The sequence below is a fragment of the Stutzerimonas zhaodongensis genome (genome assembly GCF_003696365.1).
In the GTDB taxonomy this organism is placed as follows: Bacteria; Pseudomonadota; Gammaproteobacteria; order Pseudomonadales; family Pseudomonadaceae; genus Stutzerimonas; species Stutzerimonas zhaodongensis.
In genome coordinates, this window is record NZ_RFFM01000002.1 from 261,220 (window position 1) to 279,607 (window position 18,388).

The window sequence follows — 18,388 nt, forward strand, 5'->3', positions numbered from 1 at the left end:
CGTTTACTGACCAATGACCTGGACTTTTGAAAGTCCGATACTGCCGACTCCGGCCAGGTTGAGCTGCAGCTCACCGCCGTTCTGTCCAAGCGTGACGCTATCTACGTTGGCGGGAAGCATGGTGTACAACCCCTTCGTCTCGCCTTGATAAGTGGCTTGCGCCTCGAATCGATAAGTACCCGGCGGCAAGGTTTTGCCGCTCGAGTCCTTGCCGTCCCACATGAAAGACACATTGCCGGCTTGCTGTTGACCCATGTTGATACGGTTCACTACCGTTCCGGCACTGTCGTAGACGTTGACCGCAACGTTGCTACTGGTGGTCGGAAGCACAAGGCTGGCCTTGAATGTCTCGCTTGTATCCACCACCGCCTTGTCTGTTGGCACTATCACCTTTCGACCAACCAGTGAAGACGCCTGTAACGCTTGAGACGACTGATAGCCAGAGAGCATTGTCGATACGCTGCTATTCAGCTTTTCAACACCTTCTACAGTGCTGAACTGCGCCAGCTGGGCAATGAACTCGCCGTTTTCCTGAGGCTCCAGCGGGTTCTGGTTGTTCAGCTGGGTGACCAGCAATTGGAGAAACTCGTTCTTGCCGAGGTTGTTGTTTTTTACTTCGCGATCTTTGATCTGATATTGATCGAGTACCGAACCGGTACCACCGACGCCGCCTGTCGTGCTCATGGCTATCTCTCGTAAGGGTTACTGGCCCAAGGTCAGAACTTTCTGCAACATCGTCTTGGCCGTGTTCATCAGCTCGGCATTGGTCTGGAACGACCGGCTCGCCGAAATCATGTCCGCCATCTCTTCAACGACATTCACGTTCGGGTAATACACGTAACCTTCTTCGTTCGCCGCCGGATGGTTGGGCTCATAGCGCGCTTGAAGCTCGCTCTGATCCTCAACTATCCCCAGCACCTGAACACCGGCTCCCGCCTGATTCTGTTCGGCGAACAGCGACTGGTCCGGCTGCCCATTGGCCTGCTGAAGCATGGTCGCGAACACCGGATGACGTGCGCGGTAGGTCTGATCAACACTGGACGACACCGTTTCGGCGTTGGCGATGTTGCTCGATATGGTGTTCAGGCGGGTGCTTTGAGCACTCATGCCGCTGCCGGCAATATTGAATACGCTGCTAAGGGACATGGCTTTCGCTCCGTTTATTCGCCGCGCAGGGCGCTCATCAGCCCCCTGAACTTACTGTTGAGCATGGTGAAGCTTGCTTGGAAGTCGATGGCATTTTCTGCATAGGTGGCCTGCTCCACCTGGACATCTACGGTGTTCTGATCGAGCGAGGCATGTGCGGGCGTGCGGAATCGCAAGCCGGGGTCGGCTACTTCCATCCCCTGAGCGGCGATATGCTTGCTACTGGTCGTAGCGACCCCGAAGCCGCCCTGGTTCTTGCTTTGCTGCGCTGCAAGAACAGAACCGAATTCGAGATCCCGAGCCTTGTAGTTCGGGGTATCGGCGTTGGCAATATTATTGGCAAGCACTTCTGCGCGTTGAGCTCTGAAGCCGAGCGCTTTCTCGTGGATACCAAGTGCCTTATCGAAACTGATGCTCATGATCTGGCCCTCTGCCGGATACAGTCTGCTTGGCAAACTACGAGCAAGGGCCGTGCCACTTATCTAGAGCTGTGATTTATCAGGGGTTTACGCGGAGGTGCGAGGGTTTTAACGTCAAAAGCGGCAAAGAACTTCCATTCTCTTGCCGCTTTTGTATGGTAGGGCGACAGATTTCTGCCGCTACCCGCCAGAGGAAGCTACTTGGCTTTATAGATGATACCCGGGCTGCACTGGACCATTTGGTAAAGCTCAGGCAATCCGTTCAAGGCCTCAGATGCGCCGAGAAAGAGATAACCACCAGGCTTCAAGGTAGCGTGGATACGCTTGAGAATATCTTTCTTCACATCGGCAGAGAAATAGATCAGTACGTTGCGACAGAACACGATGTCGAACTTGCCTAACACGGCATAGCTGTCCAGCAAGTTCTGCACGCGAAATTCGACGCGACTGCGGACAGCTGGCTTTACCACCCAGCGGCCCGGCGTCTTGACATCGAAATAGCGCTGCAGACGCTCACTCGACAGCCCTCGGGCAATAGCCAAACTGTCATATTCAGCTGCCTTTGACGCCGCAAGCATGGTTCCCGACAACTCCGTCGCGACTATCTGCACCGCAGTTTTCGGCTGGCTTGGGCTGTTGCGCTCGAACTCATCGATGGTCATCGACAACGAGTACGGCTCCTGCCCCGATGAACAGGCGGCAGACCATATACGTAAGCGCTGCCCCGGCGAGCCCTTGAGCAACTCAGGGAGAACGCGACTGCGCAGCACTTCGAATGGATAGGTATCCCTGAACCAAAGCGTCTCGTTGGTCGTCATGGCATCGACGACCTGCTCACGTAGGCCGCTTCGTGGCTGAGCCTGGATCTTCCTGACCAGATCACCCAGGGTCTTTAGACCTTGCTGCTCCATCAACTTGTTCAGTCTGCTGGACACCAGATACTGCTTGTTACTGCCCAGCAGAATGCCGCAAGTCTTCTCTAGGAACACTCGGAACTGATCGAAATCCGGATCACCTGACACTAATAAAGCCCACCAGTCGTAATGAGAGGACGATGCCTCATTTCCTATCCGTAGCCCGGATCCGTTCTATCACTCGGTTGGCCAGATCGTCCGCCTGAAACTTGGCGAGAAAATCGTCGGCGCCGACTCGCTTGACCATGCTTTGGTTGAACACGCCAGAAAGCGAAGTATGCAGCAGGATATGAAGATCCCGCATGGAAGGATCCTGCCTCACTTCGGTTGTGAGCGTATAGCCATCCATTTCTGGCATTTCGATGTCAGAAATCATCATCACGAATTCTTCCGATGGTTTCTTGCCTTCTGCAACCAGTTTTTGCAGGTAAGTCAGTGCTTGCCGCCCATCATTCTGTGCAACCACTTCAATTCCCAGATTCTGTAGACAACGAATAATCTGCTTCCGTGCAACAGATGAATCATCGACGATGAGCACGCGGCTGGTCGATGCCTTGCTGCTGGTCTCCTCGTCACCGATGCTCACCGAAAGCTGTTCGGAAACAGGTGCCACCTCCGCCAAAACTTTCTCGACATCGATGATCTCGACCATCTGCCCTTCTAGATGGGTCACGGCCGTCAAATAATGGTCGTTACCCACGCCTTTGGGTGGTGGGAGGATCGACTCCCAGTTCATGTTGACGATTCGCTCGACCGAGCGAACCAGAAAGCCGAGAACCTTTGTGTTGTATTCGACGATGATCGCGAAGCTGTTGGGAAGGTTTTCCAGAGCCGGTTTACCCGTCGCCAGCGACAAATCAAGAATCGACAAGGTGTTCCCGCGGATATTGGCAACACCGCGCACGACCGGACTTGACCGGGGCATTACTGTCAAACGCGGGCACTGAAGCACTTCTTTGACTTTAAATACGTTGATGCCATACAGCTGCTTGTCATCCAGTCTGAATAAAAGTAGCTCCAGACGATTCTGTCCGACCAGCTGGGTACGCTGGTTAACCGAGTCCAATACACCGGCCATGCCAGTTCCCTCGTGCTTTGCGATTAGAGATATCAAATGTCACATGCTGGAGCTAACGGCACGCCCTTTGCTTCTGCCATGACATGAAGACACAAATGACTTTATTCCGGCATCCATGCAAGGCGCTTAGGCAAGCGATCCTGATACCGATCCTTTGCGGCCTCATGCAATTCGCCGATGCAGCGAGCGTTACGCGACCTGAACAGCTTATCGACGCAACACGCGATTTTCTTGAGCAAGAAGTAGCCAACTATTTGCAGCGTAGCCAAATTCAAGCTCGGCATGAAATAGAAGTGAATCGATTGGATCCCAGGCTCCGGCTCGCATCGTGCGATCTGCCTCTGCAGGCGAAGCTCGAAAGTCCTATGCAGCCAGTCGGCCGCACGACGGTTAGAGTTAGCTGCACGGGCGCCGCACCCTGGTCTGTTTTCGTACCATCGCAAGTTCATCTGTTTCGCGAAGTAGTAGTCGCACGTCGGCCTTTGGCGCGCGATAAGATCATCGATGAGGCAGATGTCACGCTGGCGGAGCGTGACGTGAGCTCGTTGAATCAAGGTTACTTCACGGCGTTTGATCAGGTGCTTGGCAACAAGGTAAGCCGCAGCGCCCTACCCGATCAGGTGCTGCCGCCGACCTATATTTCGGCTGCAGAAATAATCCGCAAAGGAGATCAGGTAGTAATCAGCGCGAAAAATTCGACGATTAATGTGAGAATGCCCGGAGAAGCTTTAACCGATGGCGCTCTCGGCACGCAGATTCGCATCAAAAATCAGCGATCTGGCCGAACGATCAAGGCGCGCGTCATTGGCCCCGGGCAGGTGGAGGTCGCGATGTAAGCCTTGAGCGCGCGACGCGGCCATTTGCTCGAAATAAAGCTAAAGTTTCCCTTGGCTTTGCCGAAAAGCAGGCAAGCGTCCTGACTTATTCGAGGTTTCGATCATGGCTATCGAGTTCAACCGGCCCAATAGCGCCGTTAATTCATCCGGCACCAGCCGTACCAGCTCCGTACAGAACGCTGAGCGACCAGCTGCTCAACAGAATGTAGATGCAGTCAAAAGCACCGGCAGCACAGCGGTATCTGGCGAGAGCGTAAATCTCAGCCCAGAAGCACAGCGTCTTCAACAAACCACGGAAAAGCTGAATCAACAGCCTGCGGTAGATCAGGAGCGTGTAGCTCAGATCAAACAGGCAATCGCTGATGGTAGCTATCAGGTAGACAGCCAGCGTGTAGCATCCAAACTACTGGCATTCGAAAGCCAGCGCTGACGTTGATCGTGACTGCCGGCAAGCAGTGAATGCGTTAGAGGCCACAATGCACGACACTCAAATGCTCCAGCAGCTCGTTGAAGATATCGGCTCTGCCCGTAAGCTTCTTGAGCTCACAGATAACGAATACCAAGCCCTGGCAGAGCGAAACCTTGCCGGGCTGGAGCAGTTGCTCACGCAAAAGCAGGCGCTATTGGCGCTGCTTAGTCAGCATGGTGCCATGCGCGGACAAACGCTCGCCAAGGAGCAGCTCAGCGCAGACCGCAACGGGCTACTCACATTTGCAGCAGCATCTGCAGTTGGAGACGAAATTGTCGCCCAGGCGAGCCAGCTCGACGAGATCCTTGAGGCATGCAAAAACGCCAACGAGCGCAACGGTAAGTTGATCCGTGCCAACCAAAGCGCTGTGGGCAGCATGTTGAAAGTCTTGCAGGGCACTAGCCAGACGCCAGACTTGTATGACCGTCGCGGTTCTACTGCTAGAAGTACCTATCAAAGGCCGCTCAGCCAGGCCTGAACCTGATACAGCCAAGCGGAATCAAACTGCTATCATGCGGCTGACGTCTTATATGCCGGAGAGCATCATCAGTGTCCAATCCTTTTGCCGAGGATGAAGGCCCCCAGCCTCCTCAGACTCTCAAGACCGCAGTCGAAATACACGCAAACCTCCGCCTCCTGCTGGACCACCGCGTTCCGCTACAGCTCCGTTTTATCCAACGTAGTCAGCGTTATCAAACCTATCTTATCGAGATCAATCGCGAGAAGGGCTGGCTTGCTTTAGACGAGCTGATACCTAGCGACGGGGAGAGGCTGATGGCGTCCGGCGAGCCGTTTCAGGTCGAGGGATATTACGAGGGTGTGCGCATTGCCTGGGATAACCAGTTCCCTGCTCACATCGGCGAGCTGGATGACGCGCGTTGCTATTGGATTCCGGTTCCTGACCAGATTGTGTATCACCAGCGAAGGAATGCCTTTCGCGCCGCTTTGAATGGGCAGCCTATCGCAGTCGAGCTTAGTGGCAAGACGATCAGGAAGCCTATCTCAGGCAAAGTGCTGGACATGTCTGCAACCGGCTGCAAATTGAGCTTCCCGGGGAATCTGCAAAGTGGGCTGCAAGCTGGACAGGTATATGATCAGCTTTCGGCCAAACTGCCGTTCGGCACAATCACCACTGCCGCCGAACTGAGGCATCTGGTTTTCGATGAAAAGCTTGATATCACTTTCTGTGGAATGCGCTTTTACCGCATCAGCGGACTGACCCAGCGACAAATCGAGCGATTTGTTTATCAGCTTCAACGCGAAGCGCGACGCGATCAGGCAAGTGATCGCTTCAGCTAACTGCCGCCGTTAAATTCATAATCTTCAAAATAGGACCGCGCTGGCCCAAGGGCTGGCCGGTGCATTTGACTGGCCGCGATTCGCATCACGCATGGCTGCACTGATGTTGTTAAAGGCTGACTGGTGTCCCAGGCGAGGTTCGAACTCACAACCTTCCCCTTAGGAGGGGGATGCTCTATCCAATTGAGCTACTGGGACATGAAAGGCGGCAGCATGTTAACGATCATCAGCTCGTTTGTCATGTACACCCCGTGCAGAAATGAATTCTTATACGCACGTTGTAGCCCCTAACGAGCAATCTCGATTCCGACAATCTCTGGCGCGGAGTGACCATGACCGAGATATCATTGCATTTTGCACGGGCATAGCTTCAGCATCTTGCATTTCGCATGCACGATGCAATCAACATCATCGTATGCTATTGATTTATAAGGTTTTATTTTCAAACGACTCCTGGCACGCCAGATGCTTATATATCTGGACACAACGCGATGGAGACGCCCGATGCTACGCCCAGCCCACTTTTTGAGCACTGCAGTTATGGCCGCGTTTGCCATGTCGCTTCTGGATTCCGCACCCACGTCTGAGCAGACTTCGGTAACCGCTAAACCATCTCCAGTTGCCATTCACAGAACTGTGATGCCTGCGAACACCATGAGCAATACTGGACCTAACCAACCGGTGCAGCCGCAGCGGTGGGTGTTTTAAAGACAGCGGACGGTAATGGTAGGTTCTATAGGAGATTCAAATGTCGATTTATGGATGTGCTTTTTTAGTCTTGTGTGTGCTGTGCGGGCTGCTCAGCATAGGAACAATCCTGCCGGGACATTGGAGTACGGTTACGGAAGGGTTGACTGCAGTCTTCGGTGTTTTTTTTGTGATTTCATTGGTTATAGGGCGGCGGTTCAAGTTCGATCCAATTCTGCGATAGCATCCTCGTAGTTTTGAAACCCTCATCACAATACAGGCGATTAGCCATCACTCGCCTGCTTTAACAAGCGATACTGTCGTCGTATGATTGACGCCATAAAGTCGCCTTGATCTTTTCAGTAAGTCGTGGAACAGCACGCGCTGTTTGGTGTCAGACCGGTGACTAGAACGGCACTAAGCCACCATCTCCCACCTGACTATCCGGTTTAATATGCGCCCTATGAAGCAGGCAGTTTATTCCAGCCGCACGGCTGACAAATTCGTGGTTCGGCTACCAGACGGGATGCGAGAGCGTATCGCTGAAGTGGCGCGCAACCATCATCGCAGTATGAATTCTGAGATCATTGCCCGCCTAGAGCAAAGCCTCCTGCAAGAAGGCGCGCTTGATGACGATTCAGCGATGCGTTTGGACAGCCCGGACCTGACACTTCACGAACGAGAGCTGCTTCAACGATTCCGCCAGCTTGCACACCGCCAGCAGAACGCTTTGATTGCACTGATCGCGCTAGATACTGAAGCTTCGAAAGACGAAGACTGATGATCTGAAAACAGCCTGCAAGCTCCACTAACGCCCCGGAAAAGTCGGGGCGTTTGCCGTTTACCACAAAGCATATGGCTGGTTGTTGACGACTTGCAGCCGGCCAACCTACAAGCGAAAAAAATGCCTGCATCTCATCGACACAGGCACCCGTTGTTCAGTGGTCGCTAATAGCCGACTCGCATCAACCCACGAAGCTGAGCAGCACACCGGCCGCCACAGCCGAACCGATTACCCCCGCCACGTTTGGCCCCATCGCGTGCATCAACAGGAAGTTCTGTGGGTTGGCTTCCAGCCCGACCTTGTTCGACACGCGCGCTGCCATCGGTACGGCCGAGACCCCTGCCGATCCGATCAAAGGGTTGATCTTGTTCGTACTGAACATATTCATCACCTTGGCCATCAACACGCCGGCAGCGGTGCCCCCGCAGAATGCAACCATGCCTAGCACCAGGATCCCGAGCGTCTTCATCTGCAAGAACGCCTCTGCGGACAGCTTGGAGCCGACCGTCAGGCCCAACGCAATGGTGACAATATTTATAAGCGCATTGCGCGAAGTATCAGCCAAGCGATCCACCACACCGCACTCGCGCAGTAGGTTTCCGAAAGCGAACATGCCAACCAGCGGAGCGGCATCCGGCAACAGCATGCCAACCAACAGCGCGAGCATTAACGGGAACACGATTTTCTCGGCCTGCCCCACAGGTCTCAGCTGCGTCATAACGATTGCGCGCTCCTCTTTGGTCGTGAGCGCTCGCATGATGGGTGGCTGAATCAATGGCACCAAAGCCATATAGGAATAGGCAGCAACAGCGATCGGCCCTAGCAAATGCGGCGCAAGCTTGGCGGTGACAAAGATGGATGTGGGACCATCGGCGCCGCCGATTATGGCAATGGACGCAGCCTCACGCAGAGTGAACTCCATGCCCGGGATCCCCATAGCGGCCAACCCCAATGCACCAAGCAAAGTGGCGAAGATGCCAAACTGCGCAGCCGCACCGAGCAGTAGGGTTTTAGGATTGGCAAGCATCGGACCGAAGTCCGTCATTGCCCCCACCCCCATGAAGATCAACAAGGGAAATACGCTTGTAGGCAGCCCAACCTCATAGAAAAGGTGCAATATCCCAGCACCCTCTGCCATGTTGGCCACAGGGATATTGGCGAGCACCCCTCCGAAGCCTATCGGAATAAGCAACAGCGGTTCGAAGCCTTTACGGATCGCCAGGTAAATCAATGCCAGACACACCACGATCATCAGTAACTGGCCGGCCTCCAAATGATACAAGCCGGTGCTGTGCCATAGCTTGAGCAACTTATCCATGTAGCACTCCTTAAGCGATGGTCAGTAGGCAATCGCCCACTGACACCGCATCGCCGACCTTTACGCTCACACTGGAGACGGTACCGGCCTTGAATGCACGGATTTCGGTTTCCATCTTCATCGCTTCAAGAATGAGGACCAGATCCCCCTCTTGAACCGCTTGCCCTGGCTGCACAAGCACCTTGAAGATGTTACCGGCCAACGGGGCGGGCTGAGGCTCGCCTTTGCCAACTGAAGGCGCAGAAGCCGCTGCAGGCGCTACGCCTGATTCGCTGCCGATCGGCTTGATCCCCTCGATATCGCCGCCTTCATTGACCTGAACCACGAAAGACTTCCCATTGACCTCCACCGTGTAAACCTCAGGAGTATTCGCTTCGCGTGCGAGCAGCTCCTTACCAGTCGGCATCGGCTCGAAGGCAGCAGCATTGCCACGGTTCTCAAGAAACTTCAGCCCAATCTGAGGAAACAATGCGTAGGTAAGCACATCGTCTATTTCGTCCCTGGCCAGCTTGATGCTTTTTTCCTGAGCAATGGCTTTAAGCTCAGCGGTCAGCTTGTCCATCTCCGGCTGCAGTAAGTCTGCGGGACGGCAGGTGATAACGTCCGCGCCATCGAGCACACGCTGCTGAAGTTCGCTATTGAACGGCGCGGGTGCTGCCCCATACTCGCCTTTGAGAATGCCCGCAGTTTCTTTGGTGATGGACTTATAGCGCTCACCGGTGAGGACGTTGATCACTGCCTGAGTGCCCACGATCTGCGATGTCGGCGTAACCAACGGAATGAAACCGAGGTCTTCGCGTACGCGTGGAATCTCGGCAAGCACCTGGTCGAATTTGTCGAGGGCCCCCTGCTCTTTCAGCTGACCCTCCATATTGGTCAGCATGCCGCCTGGTACTTGAGCTACAAGAATGCGGGAATCCACTCCTTTGAGCGTACCCTCGAATTTTGCATATTTCTTGCGTACCTCACGGAAGTAAGCCGCGATCTCTTCAAGCAATTCAAGATTGAGGCCGGTGTCTCGCTCCGTGCCTTGAAAGATCGCCACTACTGATTCGGTCGGCGAGTGCCCGTAAGTCATCGAGAGCGAAGAAATTGCGGTATCGACGTTATCGATCCCCGCCTCTACTGCCTTGAGGATCGCCGCCGTCGAAAGGCCTGCGGTGGCATGGCACTGCATGTGAATTGGAATCGATAGGCTGGCTTTTAGACGCGACACCAGCTCATACGCCTTGTACGGCGTAAGAATGCCAGCCATGTCCTTGATCGCCACGGAGTCGGCGCCCATGTCCTCGATCTGCTTAGCAAGATCAAGCCACATATCAAGGGTATGCACCGGGCTGGTGGTGTAAGAAATAGTGCCCTGCGCGTGCTTGCCATGCTGCTTGACAGAGCGAAGTGCGGTTTCCAGATTACGTGCGTCATTCATGGCATCGAAGACGCGAAACACATCTACGCCGTTGACAGCTGCGCGCTCGACGAACTTTTCGACCACATCATCTGCGTAGTGCCGGTAACCCAGCAAATTCTGACCGCGTAGCAGCATCTGCTGCCGGGTGTTTGGCATGGCCTTTTTCAGCTCGCGAATGCGCTCCCAAGGATCTTCACCAAGATAGCGAATACATGCATCGAAGGTTGCACCGCCCCAAGACTCAACAGACCAGAACCCAACCTGGTCAAGCTTACTGGCAATCGGAAGCATGTCCTCAAGGCGGACGCGCGTCGCGAGAATGGATTGGTGCGCATCACGAAGCACCACATCGGTGATGCCGAGCGGTTGTTTGGCAGAGGTCATGACGGGAACTCCCTGTTCTGGATCAACCACGACGAGCGCGGTGCTGATGGATGGCAGTCTGGATAGCCGCTAGAAGGTCTGCGTCCGCTTCGGTCGCAGCAGGACCATTTGATGCCGGCTGGGCGATAGGCGCACTGTCGAATCTACCAATTACAGCCGACATCAAGCGAATGCAGACGATCAACAACACGAGGAAGACGAAGACGGAGCCTATGCCGAACAGCATAAGCTCGACACCTTCTAGCAGGAGTTCGCTGGGGGTCATGGGATTCCCTTTTAATCAGCAGCTCGGGCCGCCTGTTATTCGCTTAAAGTTGAGGCTTCGCTGATGCGAAACCTCCGAACAGTAGCCCGAATAACAGGCGCAAGGCAAACGCCAAGTCGCCGCAGATAGAAGGGATCAGAGGAGAAAAACGGTAGCCAGGCCCAGAAAAATGAAGAAGCCGCCACTGTCTGTCACGGCTGTGATCATGACACTGGCGCCCAGAGCGGGATCACGTCCCATTCGGGCGAGCGTTACCGGGATCAAAACGCCCATAAGTGCAGCAAGCAGCAGGTTGAGCGTCATTGCGGCGGTCATCACCACCCCCAGCGACCAGCTTCCATATAGCCAGTAGACGACAACACCAATAACCCCACCCCATATCAAGCCATTCAGCATGCCGACCCCGGCTTCCTTGCGCAGCAGCCGCGCACTGTTGCCGGTTCCCATCTGATCCAATGCCATAGCCCGAACGATCATGGTAATGGTCTGATTACCAGAGTTGCCGCCGATCCCGGCAACGATCGGCATCAAGGCCGCAAGCGCCACCAACTTTTCAATGGACCCATCGAAGAGCCCGATGACCCTCGAAGCGATGAATGCGGTGACCAGGTTGACCGCCAGCCAAGCCCAACGGTTACGCAAAGATTTCCACACGGAGGCGAAGATGTCTTCTTCCTCACGCAGACCCGCCATGTTTAAGACTTCGGTCTCACTTTCCTCGCGGATCAGGTCGACCATTTCGTCGATGGTGAGTCGCCCGATCAGCTTGCCGCTCTTGTCGACCACCGGAGTCGACACCAGATCATATCGTTCGAACGCCTGAGCGGCCTCGTAAGCATCTTCATCCGGATGAAATGTCACCGGATCGCTCGCCATGACTTCTGCAACATGTCGCTCGGGGTCGTTGACCAACAGACGCTTGATTGGCAAGACGCCTTTCAGCACGCCGTCATAGTCCACCACGAACAGTTTGTCAGTATGGCCAGGAAGCTCCTTTAGCCTGCGCAGGTAACGCAGCACGACTTCGAGACTCACATCCTCACGGATAGTGACCATTTCGAAATCCATCAGTGCTCCGACCTGGTCGTCCTCATAGGAAAGCGCCGACCGCACTCTCTCGCGCTGCTGCGCATCAAGAGTCTCCATGAGTTCATGGACGACGTCCCGAGGCAGCTCAGCTGCCAGGTCGGCCAGCTCGTCAGCATCCATTTCCTTGGCAGCTGCGAGCAGCTCGTGATCGTCCATGTCAGCGATCAACGTCTCACGTACAGCGTCGGAGACCTCGAGCAGGATGTCTCCGTCCCGGTCAGACTTGACCAACTGCCAGACCGTCAGACGGTCATCGAGCGGCAGCGCTTCGAGGATATGAGCAATGTCGGCGGGATGCAGGGCCTCCAGCTTTCGCTGTAGCTCTACCAGATTCTGGCGGTGCACTAGATTCTCGACCAGATCCTGGTGCTGCCCATCCTGACTCTGACGATGAGCCAGATCTTCAACGATCCGATGTCGCTGGAGCAGTTCGATTACTTGCGCCAGACGATCCTGGAGACTTTCCTGTGGCTTTTTTGCTTCTACTTCGGTCATGGCGCACTCCACCCCAGCGGTCGGTGCGCCAGGGGATCAATCATTCAATACGTGATTGGCAAGCGAAATTGTGATGCGACTACTGGGCAAATCCATGAGAGGGATCCAGAAGCCCGAACGGGCGGACCGCGCAATAATACCATTGCACACGGCAAGCACGACCGTGAAATGCTGGCAATACAATTGGTTGCGTAGCGACGGAAGACATCTGGCTACCAGTGTCGACGTATTCACGTTGCTGGAAGGCACTGCGGCAAGCTAATAAATATTTGGCTAGTCTGAGGCTTGATCAATCGTCAAGGAGGACGACCATGAACAAACTCATCGCAGGGAGCTGCTGCGTGCTGCTCTTATGGGCCACTCCAACAGTCGCCACCAGCATTTATCGTTGCAGTGACGAGTACGGCAACCTCACCTTCACTCATCAAGGGTGTCCAACAGATCAGGCCGCTCGCGTCCAAGAGGCAGTGAACCAGACGCCAGGCTCCGGGAAAGCGGTTCCTTTAGCCAAACCGATTAAGAGAAGCAAAGCTCGCCAGGACGTGTCATCTGGCAGCATTACAGTCGTCGGCACTCAGGACGACGGTTGCGGAAATCTCATCACTGGGAGCGCAAAACGGGACGCACTGATAAAACAACGGGTTCTTCCTGGCATGAATCGCGCAGATGTCGAAAGCGCGTTTGGCACACCAGACTCAGTCACCAGCCGCAATGGGAAAGTGCAGTACCGCTATAGCAACGGAAAAGGCCGAACTCGTACGGTCAACTTCGATCAATACGGCTGTGTTGGTGGCAAAGGTTAAATAGCAGGACGAAAAAAAGGGCCTGCATTGCTGCAGGCCCTTTTTTGATTTGGTGCACTCAGGAGGATTCGAACCTCCGACCGCTCGGTTCGTAGCCGAGTACTCTATCCAGCTGAGCTATGAGTGCAAAAGTGATTTATAACCAGATCACCGCTGGGTACAACATCAAATCACATTAATGCAACCTGACAAAAATGGTGCACTCAGGAGGATTCGAACCTCCGACCGCTCGGTTCGTAGCCGAGTACTCTATCCAGCTGAGCTATGAGTGCACTGAGGGTGCGCATTATAAGTTGCTGATTTTTCTGGTCAAGCTCTTTGAATCAATGATTTACCATCAAAACAAGACCTTAACCGAACCACCACTTACTTCTGCAAAATGGCGGAGAGGGGGGGATTCGAACCCCCGACACCCTTTTGAGATGTACTCCCTTAGCAGGGGAGCGCCTTCGGCCACTCGGCCACCTCTCCGCAACACGGGGCGCATGATACCCATCTTAGCCCCGCTTGCAAAGCCAAAAATCACTTAAATTTTAATGGCTTGGTTCTTGATCTTTTTCTTTCTGGATCCGTTGATAAATCTCCTCGCGATGGACCGCCACCTCTTTGGGTGCATTCACTCCAATGCGCACTTGATTTCCTTTGACACCCAGTACAGTGACAGTCACATCGTCACCCACCATCAGGGTCTCTCCGACCCGGCGAGTCAGAATCAGCATTCCTTTCTCCTTAAAAACGGATTCAATTCAGTAAACAGTCTGCAAAGATAAAAACGGATAATGTTCCGCGAGACAGTGAACCTAGAGCCTTTCACCAGCTATTGACCAGCGACAGCGAGTGTAAAGTTCCTTTTATTCCATCTAAATCGACGGAAGGCGCGAATTAATCGCTTTTTTGCCAGTTCACTCCCCTTTTCCAGCAGGGGCGTCCAGCTCGAAAGCGGTGTGCAATGCCCTTACCGCCAACTCCAGATACTTTTCTTCGATCACCACTGAGACCTTGATTTCAGAGGTTGAGATCATCTGGATATTGATATTTTCTTTTGCCAGCGCCTCGAACATACGGCTGGCAACACCAGCGTGCGAGCGCATGCCTACGCCAACGATCGAGACCTTGGCGATGTCCACGTCCCCAATCACCTCTCGAGCGCCCATGTCGCGCGCTATGCCTTCCAGCACCTGGAGCGCGTTGTGGTAGTCGTTGCGGTGTACGGTGAAAGTGAAATCGGTGGTGTTATCGTGGGCAACGTTCTGCACGATCATGTCGACTTCGACGTTCGCCGAACTGATCGGGCCGAGAATCTTGAAGGCCACCCCGGGAGTATCCGGCACACCACGAATGGTCAGCTTGGCTTCGTCACGATTGAAGGCAATGCCGGAAATGATGGGCTGTTCCATGGATTCCTCTTCATCAAGGGTAATGAGGGTTCCAGGACCCTCCTGAAAACTATGCAACACGCGCAGCGGTACGCTGTACTTGCCTGCGAATTCGACTGCACGGATCTGCAGGACCTTAGAGCCGAGACTTGCCATCTCGAGCATCTCTTCGAATGTGATCTTATCGAGGCGCTGAGCCTTGGCCACGACTCTTGGATCGGTGGTGTATACCCCGTCGACGTCGGTATAGATCTGACACTCGTCAGCCTTAAGGGCTGCAGCCAGCGCAACGCCTGTCGTATCCGACCCCCCGCGCCCCAGCGTCGTGATGTTGCCCGCCTCGTCTACCCCCTGGAAGCCTGCGACGACAACGACACGGCCTGCCTTCAACTCCTTGTGGATCTGCTGAGAATCGATCTGAAGGATGCGAGCCTTGGTGTGAGCGCTGTCGGTGAGAATCCGCACCTGGCTCCCCGTATAGGATACGGCGGGAACGCCGATCTTGATCAAGGCCATGGCGAGCAGGGCAATAGTGACCTGCTCGCCGGTAGACACCATCACGTCCAATTCACGAGCAACCGGCTGTTCGCTGATCTGCTTGGCAAGGTCGATCAAGCGATTGGTCTCACCACTCATCGCCGAAACCACCACGACGATGTCGTCACCGTTATCACGGAATTTCTTGACCTTCGCCGCCACCTGCTCGATGCGGTCGACGGATCCCACCGAGGTGCCACCAAACTTCTGTACGATCAAAGCCATTTCATTGCCGCCTAAGCCCGTCATGGGCGCTTATTAATCAATCTTCTGGCGCTGCAAGGCGTTCCGTTCCGATGAGCGCTACCCGGCTCGCAATCAGCGCGTCGCCACCCTGTGATCACGGCGGGAGGATCGAATCCCCCTCCCTGTTACGCGCCCTGCCCCACGAATACCTGAACAGTCGCGAGCGCTTCTTCCAGCCGAGCCGCATCGCTACCACCGCCCTGCGCCATATCCGGCCGGCCGCCGCCTTTCCCGCCAACAATCGCAGCGGCCTGCTTCATCAATTCCCCAGCCTTCAGACGAACCGTGAGATCCTGAGTAACACCCGCCACGAGCACTACCTTCTCATCCTGCACGCCGCCCAGCAGAATGACGCCGCTGCCGAGCTTGTTCTTCAGCTGATCAACCAACGCCAGCATCGCCTTTCCGTCCAGACCATCCACGCGCGCGGCCAGTGTCTTAACGCCACTCACCTCGACAGCGGAGCCAGCCAGGTCGTCTCCGGTGGCACTGGCCGCCTTGGCCTTGAGCTGCTCGAGCTCTTTTTCCAGCTGGCGATTGCGCTCCAGCATCGCGCCCAGTTTGTCCAGCAGGTTGTCACGACTACCCTTGACCAATGCTGCCGCTTCTTTCAGTTGATCCTCAGCACTGTTCAGATAAGCCAGAGCCTGCTCGCCAGTGACAGCCTCGATGCGTCGCACACCGGCGGCTACACCGCCTTCACTGATGATCTTGAACAGGCCGATGTCGCCGGTACGTTTGACATGGGTGCCGCCGCAGAGCTCGACGGAGAAGCCGCCGCCCATGGTCAACACACGCACCCGGTCACCGTACTTCTCGCCGAACAGCGCCATGGCTCCTTTGCCCTTCGCTGTTTCGATATCGGTTTCTTCGATCTCCACAGCCGAATTGCTACGGATCTCGGCGTTGACCATGTCCTCAAGGGTCTTCAGCTGTTCGGGCTTGATCGCTTCGAAATGGCTGAAGTCAAAGCGTAGCCGCTGGCTGTCTACCAGCGAGCCCTTCTGACTGACGTGATCACCGAGAACTTGCCGCAATGCAGCATGCAGCAGATGTGTCGCAGAGTGGTTGAGCGCAGTGGACTGACGCACCGACGCGTCGACTGTAGCTTCGACCGACGCGCCGACCTGCAGACTGCCGCTATCCAGGATACCGTGATGCAGAAAGGCGCCACCGGCTTTACTGGTGTCGCGCACATCGAAGCGCAGACCTTCCGCAGCTAGATATCCGCAGTCACCTATCTGGCCGCCTGACTCGGCGTAGAACGGCGTCTCGTCTAGCACGACCACACCCTCCTCACCAGCCGAGAGACTCTGCACCGCCATGCCTTCCTTGAACAAGGCCAGTACCTTGCCCTTGCCGGAGGTCCCCAGGTAGCCAGTAAAGCGTGTCTCGCCTTCAACCTTGACCAGACTGTTGTAGTCCATGCCAAAAGCACTCGCCGCCCGTGCACGATCGCGCTGAGCCTCCATTTCGCGCTCGAAACCTTCCTCGTCCAGCTTCAGTCCGCGCTCGCGGGCGATGTCACCGGTTAGGTCGACAGGGAAACCGTAGGTGTCGTACAGCTTGAAGATCAGCTCTCCCGGAATGACGCCGCCCTGCAGCTCAGCCAAATCCTGCTCGAGAATTTTGAGGCCCTGTTCAAGCGTCTTGGCAAACTGCTCTTCCTCGGTCTTGAGCACACGCTCTATATGCGCTTGCTGAGTTTTCAGCTCAGCGAAAGCATCACCCATTTCGGCAACCAGCGCGGCGACGATCTTGTGGAAGAAGCTGCCTCTGGCGCCCAGCTTGTTGCCGTGCCGGCAGGCACGACGCACGATGCGCCGAAGCACGTAACCGCGTCCTTCATTGGAAGGCGTGACGCCATCAGCGATCAGGAAGCCGCAAGAGCGGATGTGGTCAGCCACGACCTTGAGCGAAGCCTGACCCTCATTGCTGCAGCCGATAGCCTGAGCAGCCGCGTTCAGCAAATTCTGGAAAAGGTCGATCTCGTAATTGGAATTGACGTGCTGCAGGACTGCACTGATGCGCTCCAACCCCATGCCGGTGTCCACGCTTGGCGCTGGCAGCGGATGCATCACACCATCGGCGGTGCGGTTGAACTGCATGAAAACGTTGTTCCAGATCTCGATGTAGCGATCGCCGTCTTCTTCTGGAGAACCTGGCGGTCCACCCCAGATATGCTCACCATGGTCGAAGAAGATCTCGGTGCAAGGACCGCAAGGGCCGGTATCACCCATCGCCCAGAAGTTATCCGAGGCGTATGGCGCACCTTTGTTATCGCCAATACGCACCATGCGCTCGGCTGGAACGCCCACTTCCTTGGTCCAGAGGTCATAGGCCTCGTCATCGCTGGCATAAACGGTGACCCAGAGCTTTTCCTTGGGCAGGTTCAGCCACTTTTCCGAGGTAAGAAACTCCCAGGCGTAGGAAATGGCGTCGCGCTTGAAGTAATCGCCAAAACTGAAGTTGCCGAGCATCTCGAAAAAGGTGTGATGCCGTGCGGTATAGCCGACGTTTTCCAGGTCGTTGTGCTTGCCACCGGCACGTACGCATTTCTGGCTGGTAGTGGCGCGGGTGTAAGCGCGTTTTTCCAGACCGAGAAAGCAGTCCTTGAACTGGTTCATGCCGGCATTGGTGAACAACAGGGTCGGATCATTCGCTGGGATCAGCGAACTGGAGGCCACACGCGTGTGGCCCTTCTCTTCGAAGAAGCGGAGGAAGGCTTCACGGATTTCTGCGCTTTTCATAGATTTCTTCCAGAAGACATCGGCCGAACGGCTGTAAAACGACACGACGGAACAGGACCGAACGCCGGTTCACAACTACCCACCT

The 18,388-nt window shown here is 55.2% G+C and carries 19 protein-coding genes and 4 tRNA genes; 7 read left to right on the plus strand and 16 right to left on the minus strand.

The annotated features are described in order from the left end of the window. Positions 1-3: 3 nt before the first annotated feature. The 5 genes from flgD to EA797_RS09535 form a co-directional block, all read right to left on the minus strand. Complete coding sequence (gene flgD / locus EA797_RS09515) at positions 4-684, minus strand: flagellar hook assembly protein FlgD (protein WP_122164976.1); 681 nt, start codon at positions 682-684, stop codon at positions 4-6. Between the two features lie 18 nt (positions 685-702). Beyond that, positions 703-1,146, minus strand: coding sequence for a flagellar basal body rod protein FlgC (gene flgC, locus EA797_RS09520; RefSeq protein ID WP_122164977.1), 444 nt, complete (start codon positions 1,144-1,146; stop codon positions 703-705). Positions 1,147-1,160: 14 nt separating this feature from the next. Next, a complete protein-coding gene (gene flgB, locus EA797_RS09525; RefSeq protein ID WP_122164978.1) occupies positions 1,161-1,565 on the minus strand; it encodes a flagellar basal body rod protein FlgB in 405 nt (134 codons plus the stop codon). A gap of 197 nt (positions 1,566-1,762) precedes the next feature. After that, a complete protein-coding gene (gene cheR, locus EA797_RS09530; protein ID WP_122164979.1) occupies positions 1,763-2,587 on the minus strand; it encodes a protein-glutamate O-methyltransferase CheR in 825 nt (274 codons plus the stop codon). A gap of 37 nt (positions 2,588-2,624) precedes the next feature. Next, a complete protein-coding gene (locus EA797_RS09535) occupies positions 2,625-3,557 on the minus strand; it encodes a chemotaxis protein CheV (protein WP_122164980.1) in 933 nt (310 codons plus the stop codon). A 95-nt stretch (positions 3,558-3,652) separates the two neighbouring features. On the opposite strand from EA797_RS09535, the gene flgA reads away from it, so the two are divergent. The 4 genes from flgA (at position 3,653) to EA797_RS09555 (ending at position 6,161) form a co-directional block, all read left to right on the plus strand. Next, positions 3,653-4,393 carry a flagellar basal body P-ring formation chaperone FlgA gene (gene flgA / locus EA797_RS09540; protein ID WP_122164981.1) on the plus strand — a complete coding sequence of 247 codons (741 nt, stop codon included), beginning with the start codon at positions 3,653-3,655 and terminating at the stop codon, positions 4,391-4,393. A gap of 103 nt (positions 4,394-4,496) precedes the next feature. Beyond that, entirely contained in the window at positions 4,497-4,823 is a 327-nt protein-coding gene (flgM, locus tag EA797_RS09545; RefSeq protein WP_122164982.1) for a flagellar biosynthesis anti-sigma factor FlgM, read from the plus strand. Positions 4,824-4,869: 46 nt separating this feature from the next. Then, the gene (locus EA797_RS09550) at positions 4,870-5,340 is read left to right on the plus strand and encodes a flagella synthesis protein FlgN (RefSeq protein WP_122164983.1); all 471 of its coding nucleotides are present in this window, start codon (positions 4,870-4,872) and stop codon (positions 5,338-5,340) included. Positions 5,341-5,411: 71 nt separating this feature from the next. Then, complete coding sequence (locus EA797_RS09555; protein ID WP_122164984.1) at positions 5,412-6,161, plus strand: flagellar brake protein; 750 nt, start codon at positions 5,412-5,414, stop codon at positions 6,159-6,161. Between the two features lie 121 nt (positions 6,162-6,282). On the opposite strand, the gene EA797_RS09560 is transcribed toward EA797_RS09555, so the two are convergent. Next, positions 6,283-6,359 (minus strand) — tRNA-Arg (locus EA797_RS09560). A 550-nt stretch (positions 6,360-6,909) separates the two neighbouring features. Between EA797_RS09560 and EA797_RS22180 the strand changes: the two genes are divergently transcribed. Both EA797_RS22180 and EA797_RS09565 read left to right on the plus strand, forming a co-directional pair. After that, entirely contained in the window at positions 6,910-7,092 is a 183-nt protein-coding gene (locus EA797_RS22180) for a PA3371 family protein (protein ID WP_369426637.1), read from the plus strand. A gap of 210 nt (positions 7,093-7,302) precedes the next feature. After that, complete coding sequence (locus EA797_RS09565; RefSeq protein ID WP_122164985.1) at positions 7,303-7,629, plus strand: Arc family DNA-binding protein; 327 nt, start codon at positions 7,303-7,305, stop codon at positions 7,627-7,629. 184 nt (positions 7,630-7,813) lie between these two features. On the opposite strand, the gene EA797_RS09570 is transcribed toward EA797_RS09565, so the two are convergent. The 4 genes from EA797_RS09570 to mgtE all read right to left on the minus strand — a co-directional run bounded on the left by EA797_RS09570 (position 7,814) and on the right by mgtE (position 12,591). Then, positions 7,814-8,950, minus strand: coding sequence for a sodium ion-translocating decarboxylase subunit beta (locus tag EA797_RS09570; RefSeq protein ID WP_122164986.1), 1,137 nt, complete (start codon positions 8,948-8,950; stop codon positions 7,814-7,816). Between the two features lie 10 nt (positions 8,951-8,960). Next, positions 8,961-10,742, minus strand: a complete 1,782-nt coding sequence (gene oadA / locus EA797_RS09575; RefSeq protein WP_122164987.1) for a sodium-extruding oxaloacetate decarboxylase subunit alpha — start codon at positions 10,740-10,742, stop codon at positions 8,961-8,963. A 22-nt stretch (positions 10,743-10,764) separates the two neighbouring features. Further along, positions 10,765-11,007, minus strand: a complete 243-nt coding sequence (locus EA797_RS09580; RefSeq protein ID WP_122164988.1) for an OadG family protein — start codon at positions 11,005-11,007, stop codon at positions 10,765-10,767. Positions 11,008-11,142: 135 nt separating this feature from the next. Then, positions 11,143-12,591: a magnesium transporter gene (gene mgtE / locus EA797_RS09585; protein ID WP_122164989.1), complete on the minus strand. Its 1,449-nt coding sequence runs from the start codon at positions 12,589-12,591 to the stop codon at positions 11,143-11,145. A gap of 311 nt (positions 12,592-12,902) precedes the next feature. Between mgtE and EA797_RS09590 the strand changes: the two genes are divergently transcribed. Next, positions 12,903-13,394 carry a DUF4124 domain-containing protein gene (locus EA797_RS09590; RefSeq protein ID WP_122164990.1) on the plus strand — a complete coding sequence of 164 codons (492 nt, stop codon included), beginning with the start codon at positions 12,903-12,905 and terminating at the stop codon, positions 13,392-13,394. Between the two features lie 50 nt (positions 13,395-13,444). On the opposite strand, the gene EA797_RS09595 is transcribed toward EA797_RS09590, so the two are convergent. The 6 genes from EA797_RS09595 to alaS form a co-directional block, all read right to left on the minus strand. Beyond that, a tRNA-Arg gene (locus tag EA797_RS09595) sits at positions 13,445-13,521 on the minus strand. 68 nt (positions 13,522-13,589) lie between these two features. Continuing rightward, positions 13,590-13,666, minus strand: a tRNA-Arg gene (locus tag EA797_RS09600). A gap of 108 nt (positions 13,667-13,774) precedes the next feature. Further along, positions 13,775-13,865 (minus strand) — tRNA-Ser (locus EA797_RS09605). Between the two features lie 62 nt (positions 13,866-13,927). Next, entirely contained in the window at positions 13,928-14,113 is a 186-nt protein-coding gene (gene csrA / locus EA797_RS09610) for a carbon storage regulator CsrA (protein ID WP_003283978.1), read from the minus strand. A gap of 183 nt (positions 14,114-14,296) precedes the next feature. Beyond that, positions 14,297-15,532 (minus strand): aspartate kinase, encoded by a 1,236-nt coding sequence (locus EA797_RS09615; RefSeq protein WP_122166216.1) that lies wholly within the window; start codon positions 15,530-15,532, stop codon positions 14,297-14,299. A gap of 146 nt (positions 15,533-15,678) precedes the next feature. Next, on the minus strand, positions 15,679-18,303 hold the full coding sequence (gene alaS, locus EA797_RS09620) for an alanine--tRNA ligase (RefSeq protein WP_122164991.1): 2,625 nt from the start codon (positions 18,301-18,303) through the stop codon (positions 15,679-15,681). Between the last annotated feature and the right edge of the window lie 85 nt (positions 18,304-18,388).

Coding starts and splice junctions, on each gene's coding strand:
- EA797_RS09550 (WP_122164983.1), top strand. CDS start 4,870: ATGCACGACACTCAAATGCTCCAGCAGCTCGTTGAAGATATCGGCTCT.
- flgM (WP_122164982.1), top strand. CDS start 4,497: ATGGCTATCGAGTTCAACCGGCCCAATAGCGCCGTTAATTCATCCGGC.
- oadA (WP_122164987.1), bottom strand. CDS start 10,742: ATGACCTCTGCCAAACAACCGCTCGGCATCACCGATGTGGTGCTTCGT.
- flgD (WP_122164976.1), bottom strand. CDS start 684: ATGAGCACGACAGGCGGCGTCGGTGGTACCGGTTCGGTACTCGATCAA.
- EA797_RS09580 (WP_122164988.1), bottom strand. CDS start 11,007: ATGACCCCCAGCGAACTCCTGCTAGAAGGTGTCGAGCTTATGCTGTTC.
- flgC (WP_122164977.1), bottom strand. CDS start 1,146: ATGTCCCTTAGCAGCGTATTCAATATTGCCGGCAGCGGCATGAGTGCT.
- EA797_RS22180 (WP_369426637.1), top strand. CDS start 6,910: ATGTCGATTTATGGATGTGCTTTTTTAGTCTTGTGTGTGCTGTGCGGG.
- flgA (WP_122164981.1), top strand. CDS start 3,653: ATGACTTTATTCCGGCATCCATGCAAGGCGCTTAGGCAAGCGATCCTG.
- mgtE (WP_122164989.1), bottom strand. CDS start 12,591: ATGACCGAAGTAGAAGCAAAAAAGCCACAGGAAAGTCTCCAGGATCGT.
- alaS (WP_122164991.1), bottom strand. CDS start 18,303: ATGAAAAGCGCAGAAATCCGTGAAGCCTTCCTCCGCTTCTTCGAAGAG.
- EA797_RS09570 (WP_122164986.1), bottom strand. CDS start 8,950: ATGGATAAGTTGCTCAAGCTATGGCACAGCACCGGCTTGTATCATTTG.
- EA797_RS09615 (WP_122166216.1), bottom strand. CDS start 15,532: ATGGCTTTGATCGTACAGAAGTTTGGTGGCACCTCGGTGGGATCCGTC.
- flgB (WP_122164978.1), bottom strand. CDS start 1,565: ATGAGCATCAGTTTCGATAAGGCACTTGGTATCCACGAGAAAGCGCTC.
- EA797_RS09590 (WP_122164990.1), top strand. CDS start 12,903: ATGAACAAACTCATCGCAGGGAGCTGCTGCGTGCTGCTCTTATGGGCC.
- EA797_RS09535 (WP_122164980.1), bottom strand. CDS start 3,557: ATGGCCGGTGTATTGGACTCGGTTAACCAGCGTACCCAGCTGGTCGGA.
- csrA (WP_003283978.1), bottom strand. CDS start 14,113: ATGCTGATTCTGACTCGCCGGGTCGGAGAGACCCTGATGGTGGGTGAC.
- EA797_RS09565 (WP_122164985.1), top strand. CDS start 7,303: ATGCGCCCTATGAAGCAGGCAGTTTATTCCAGCCGCACGGCTGACAAA.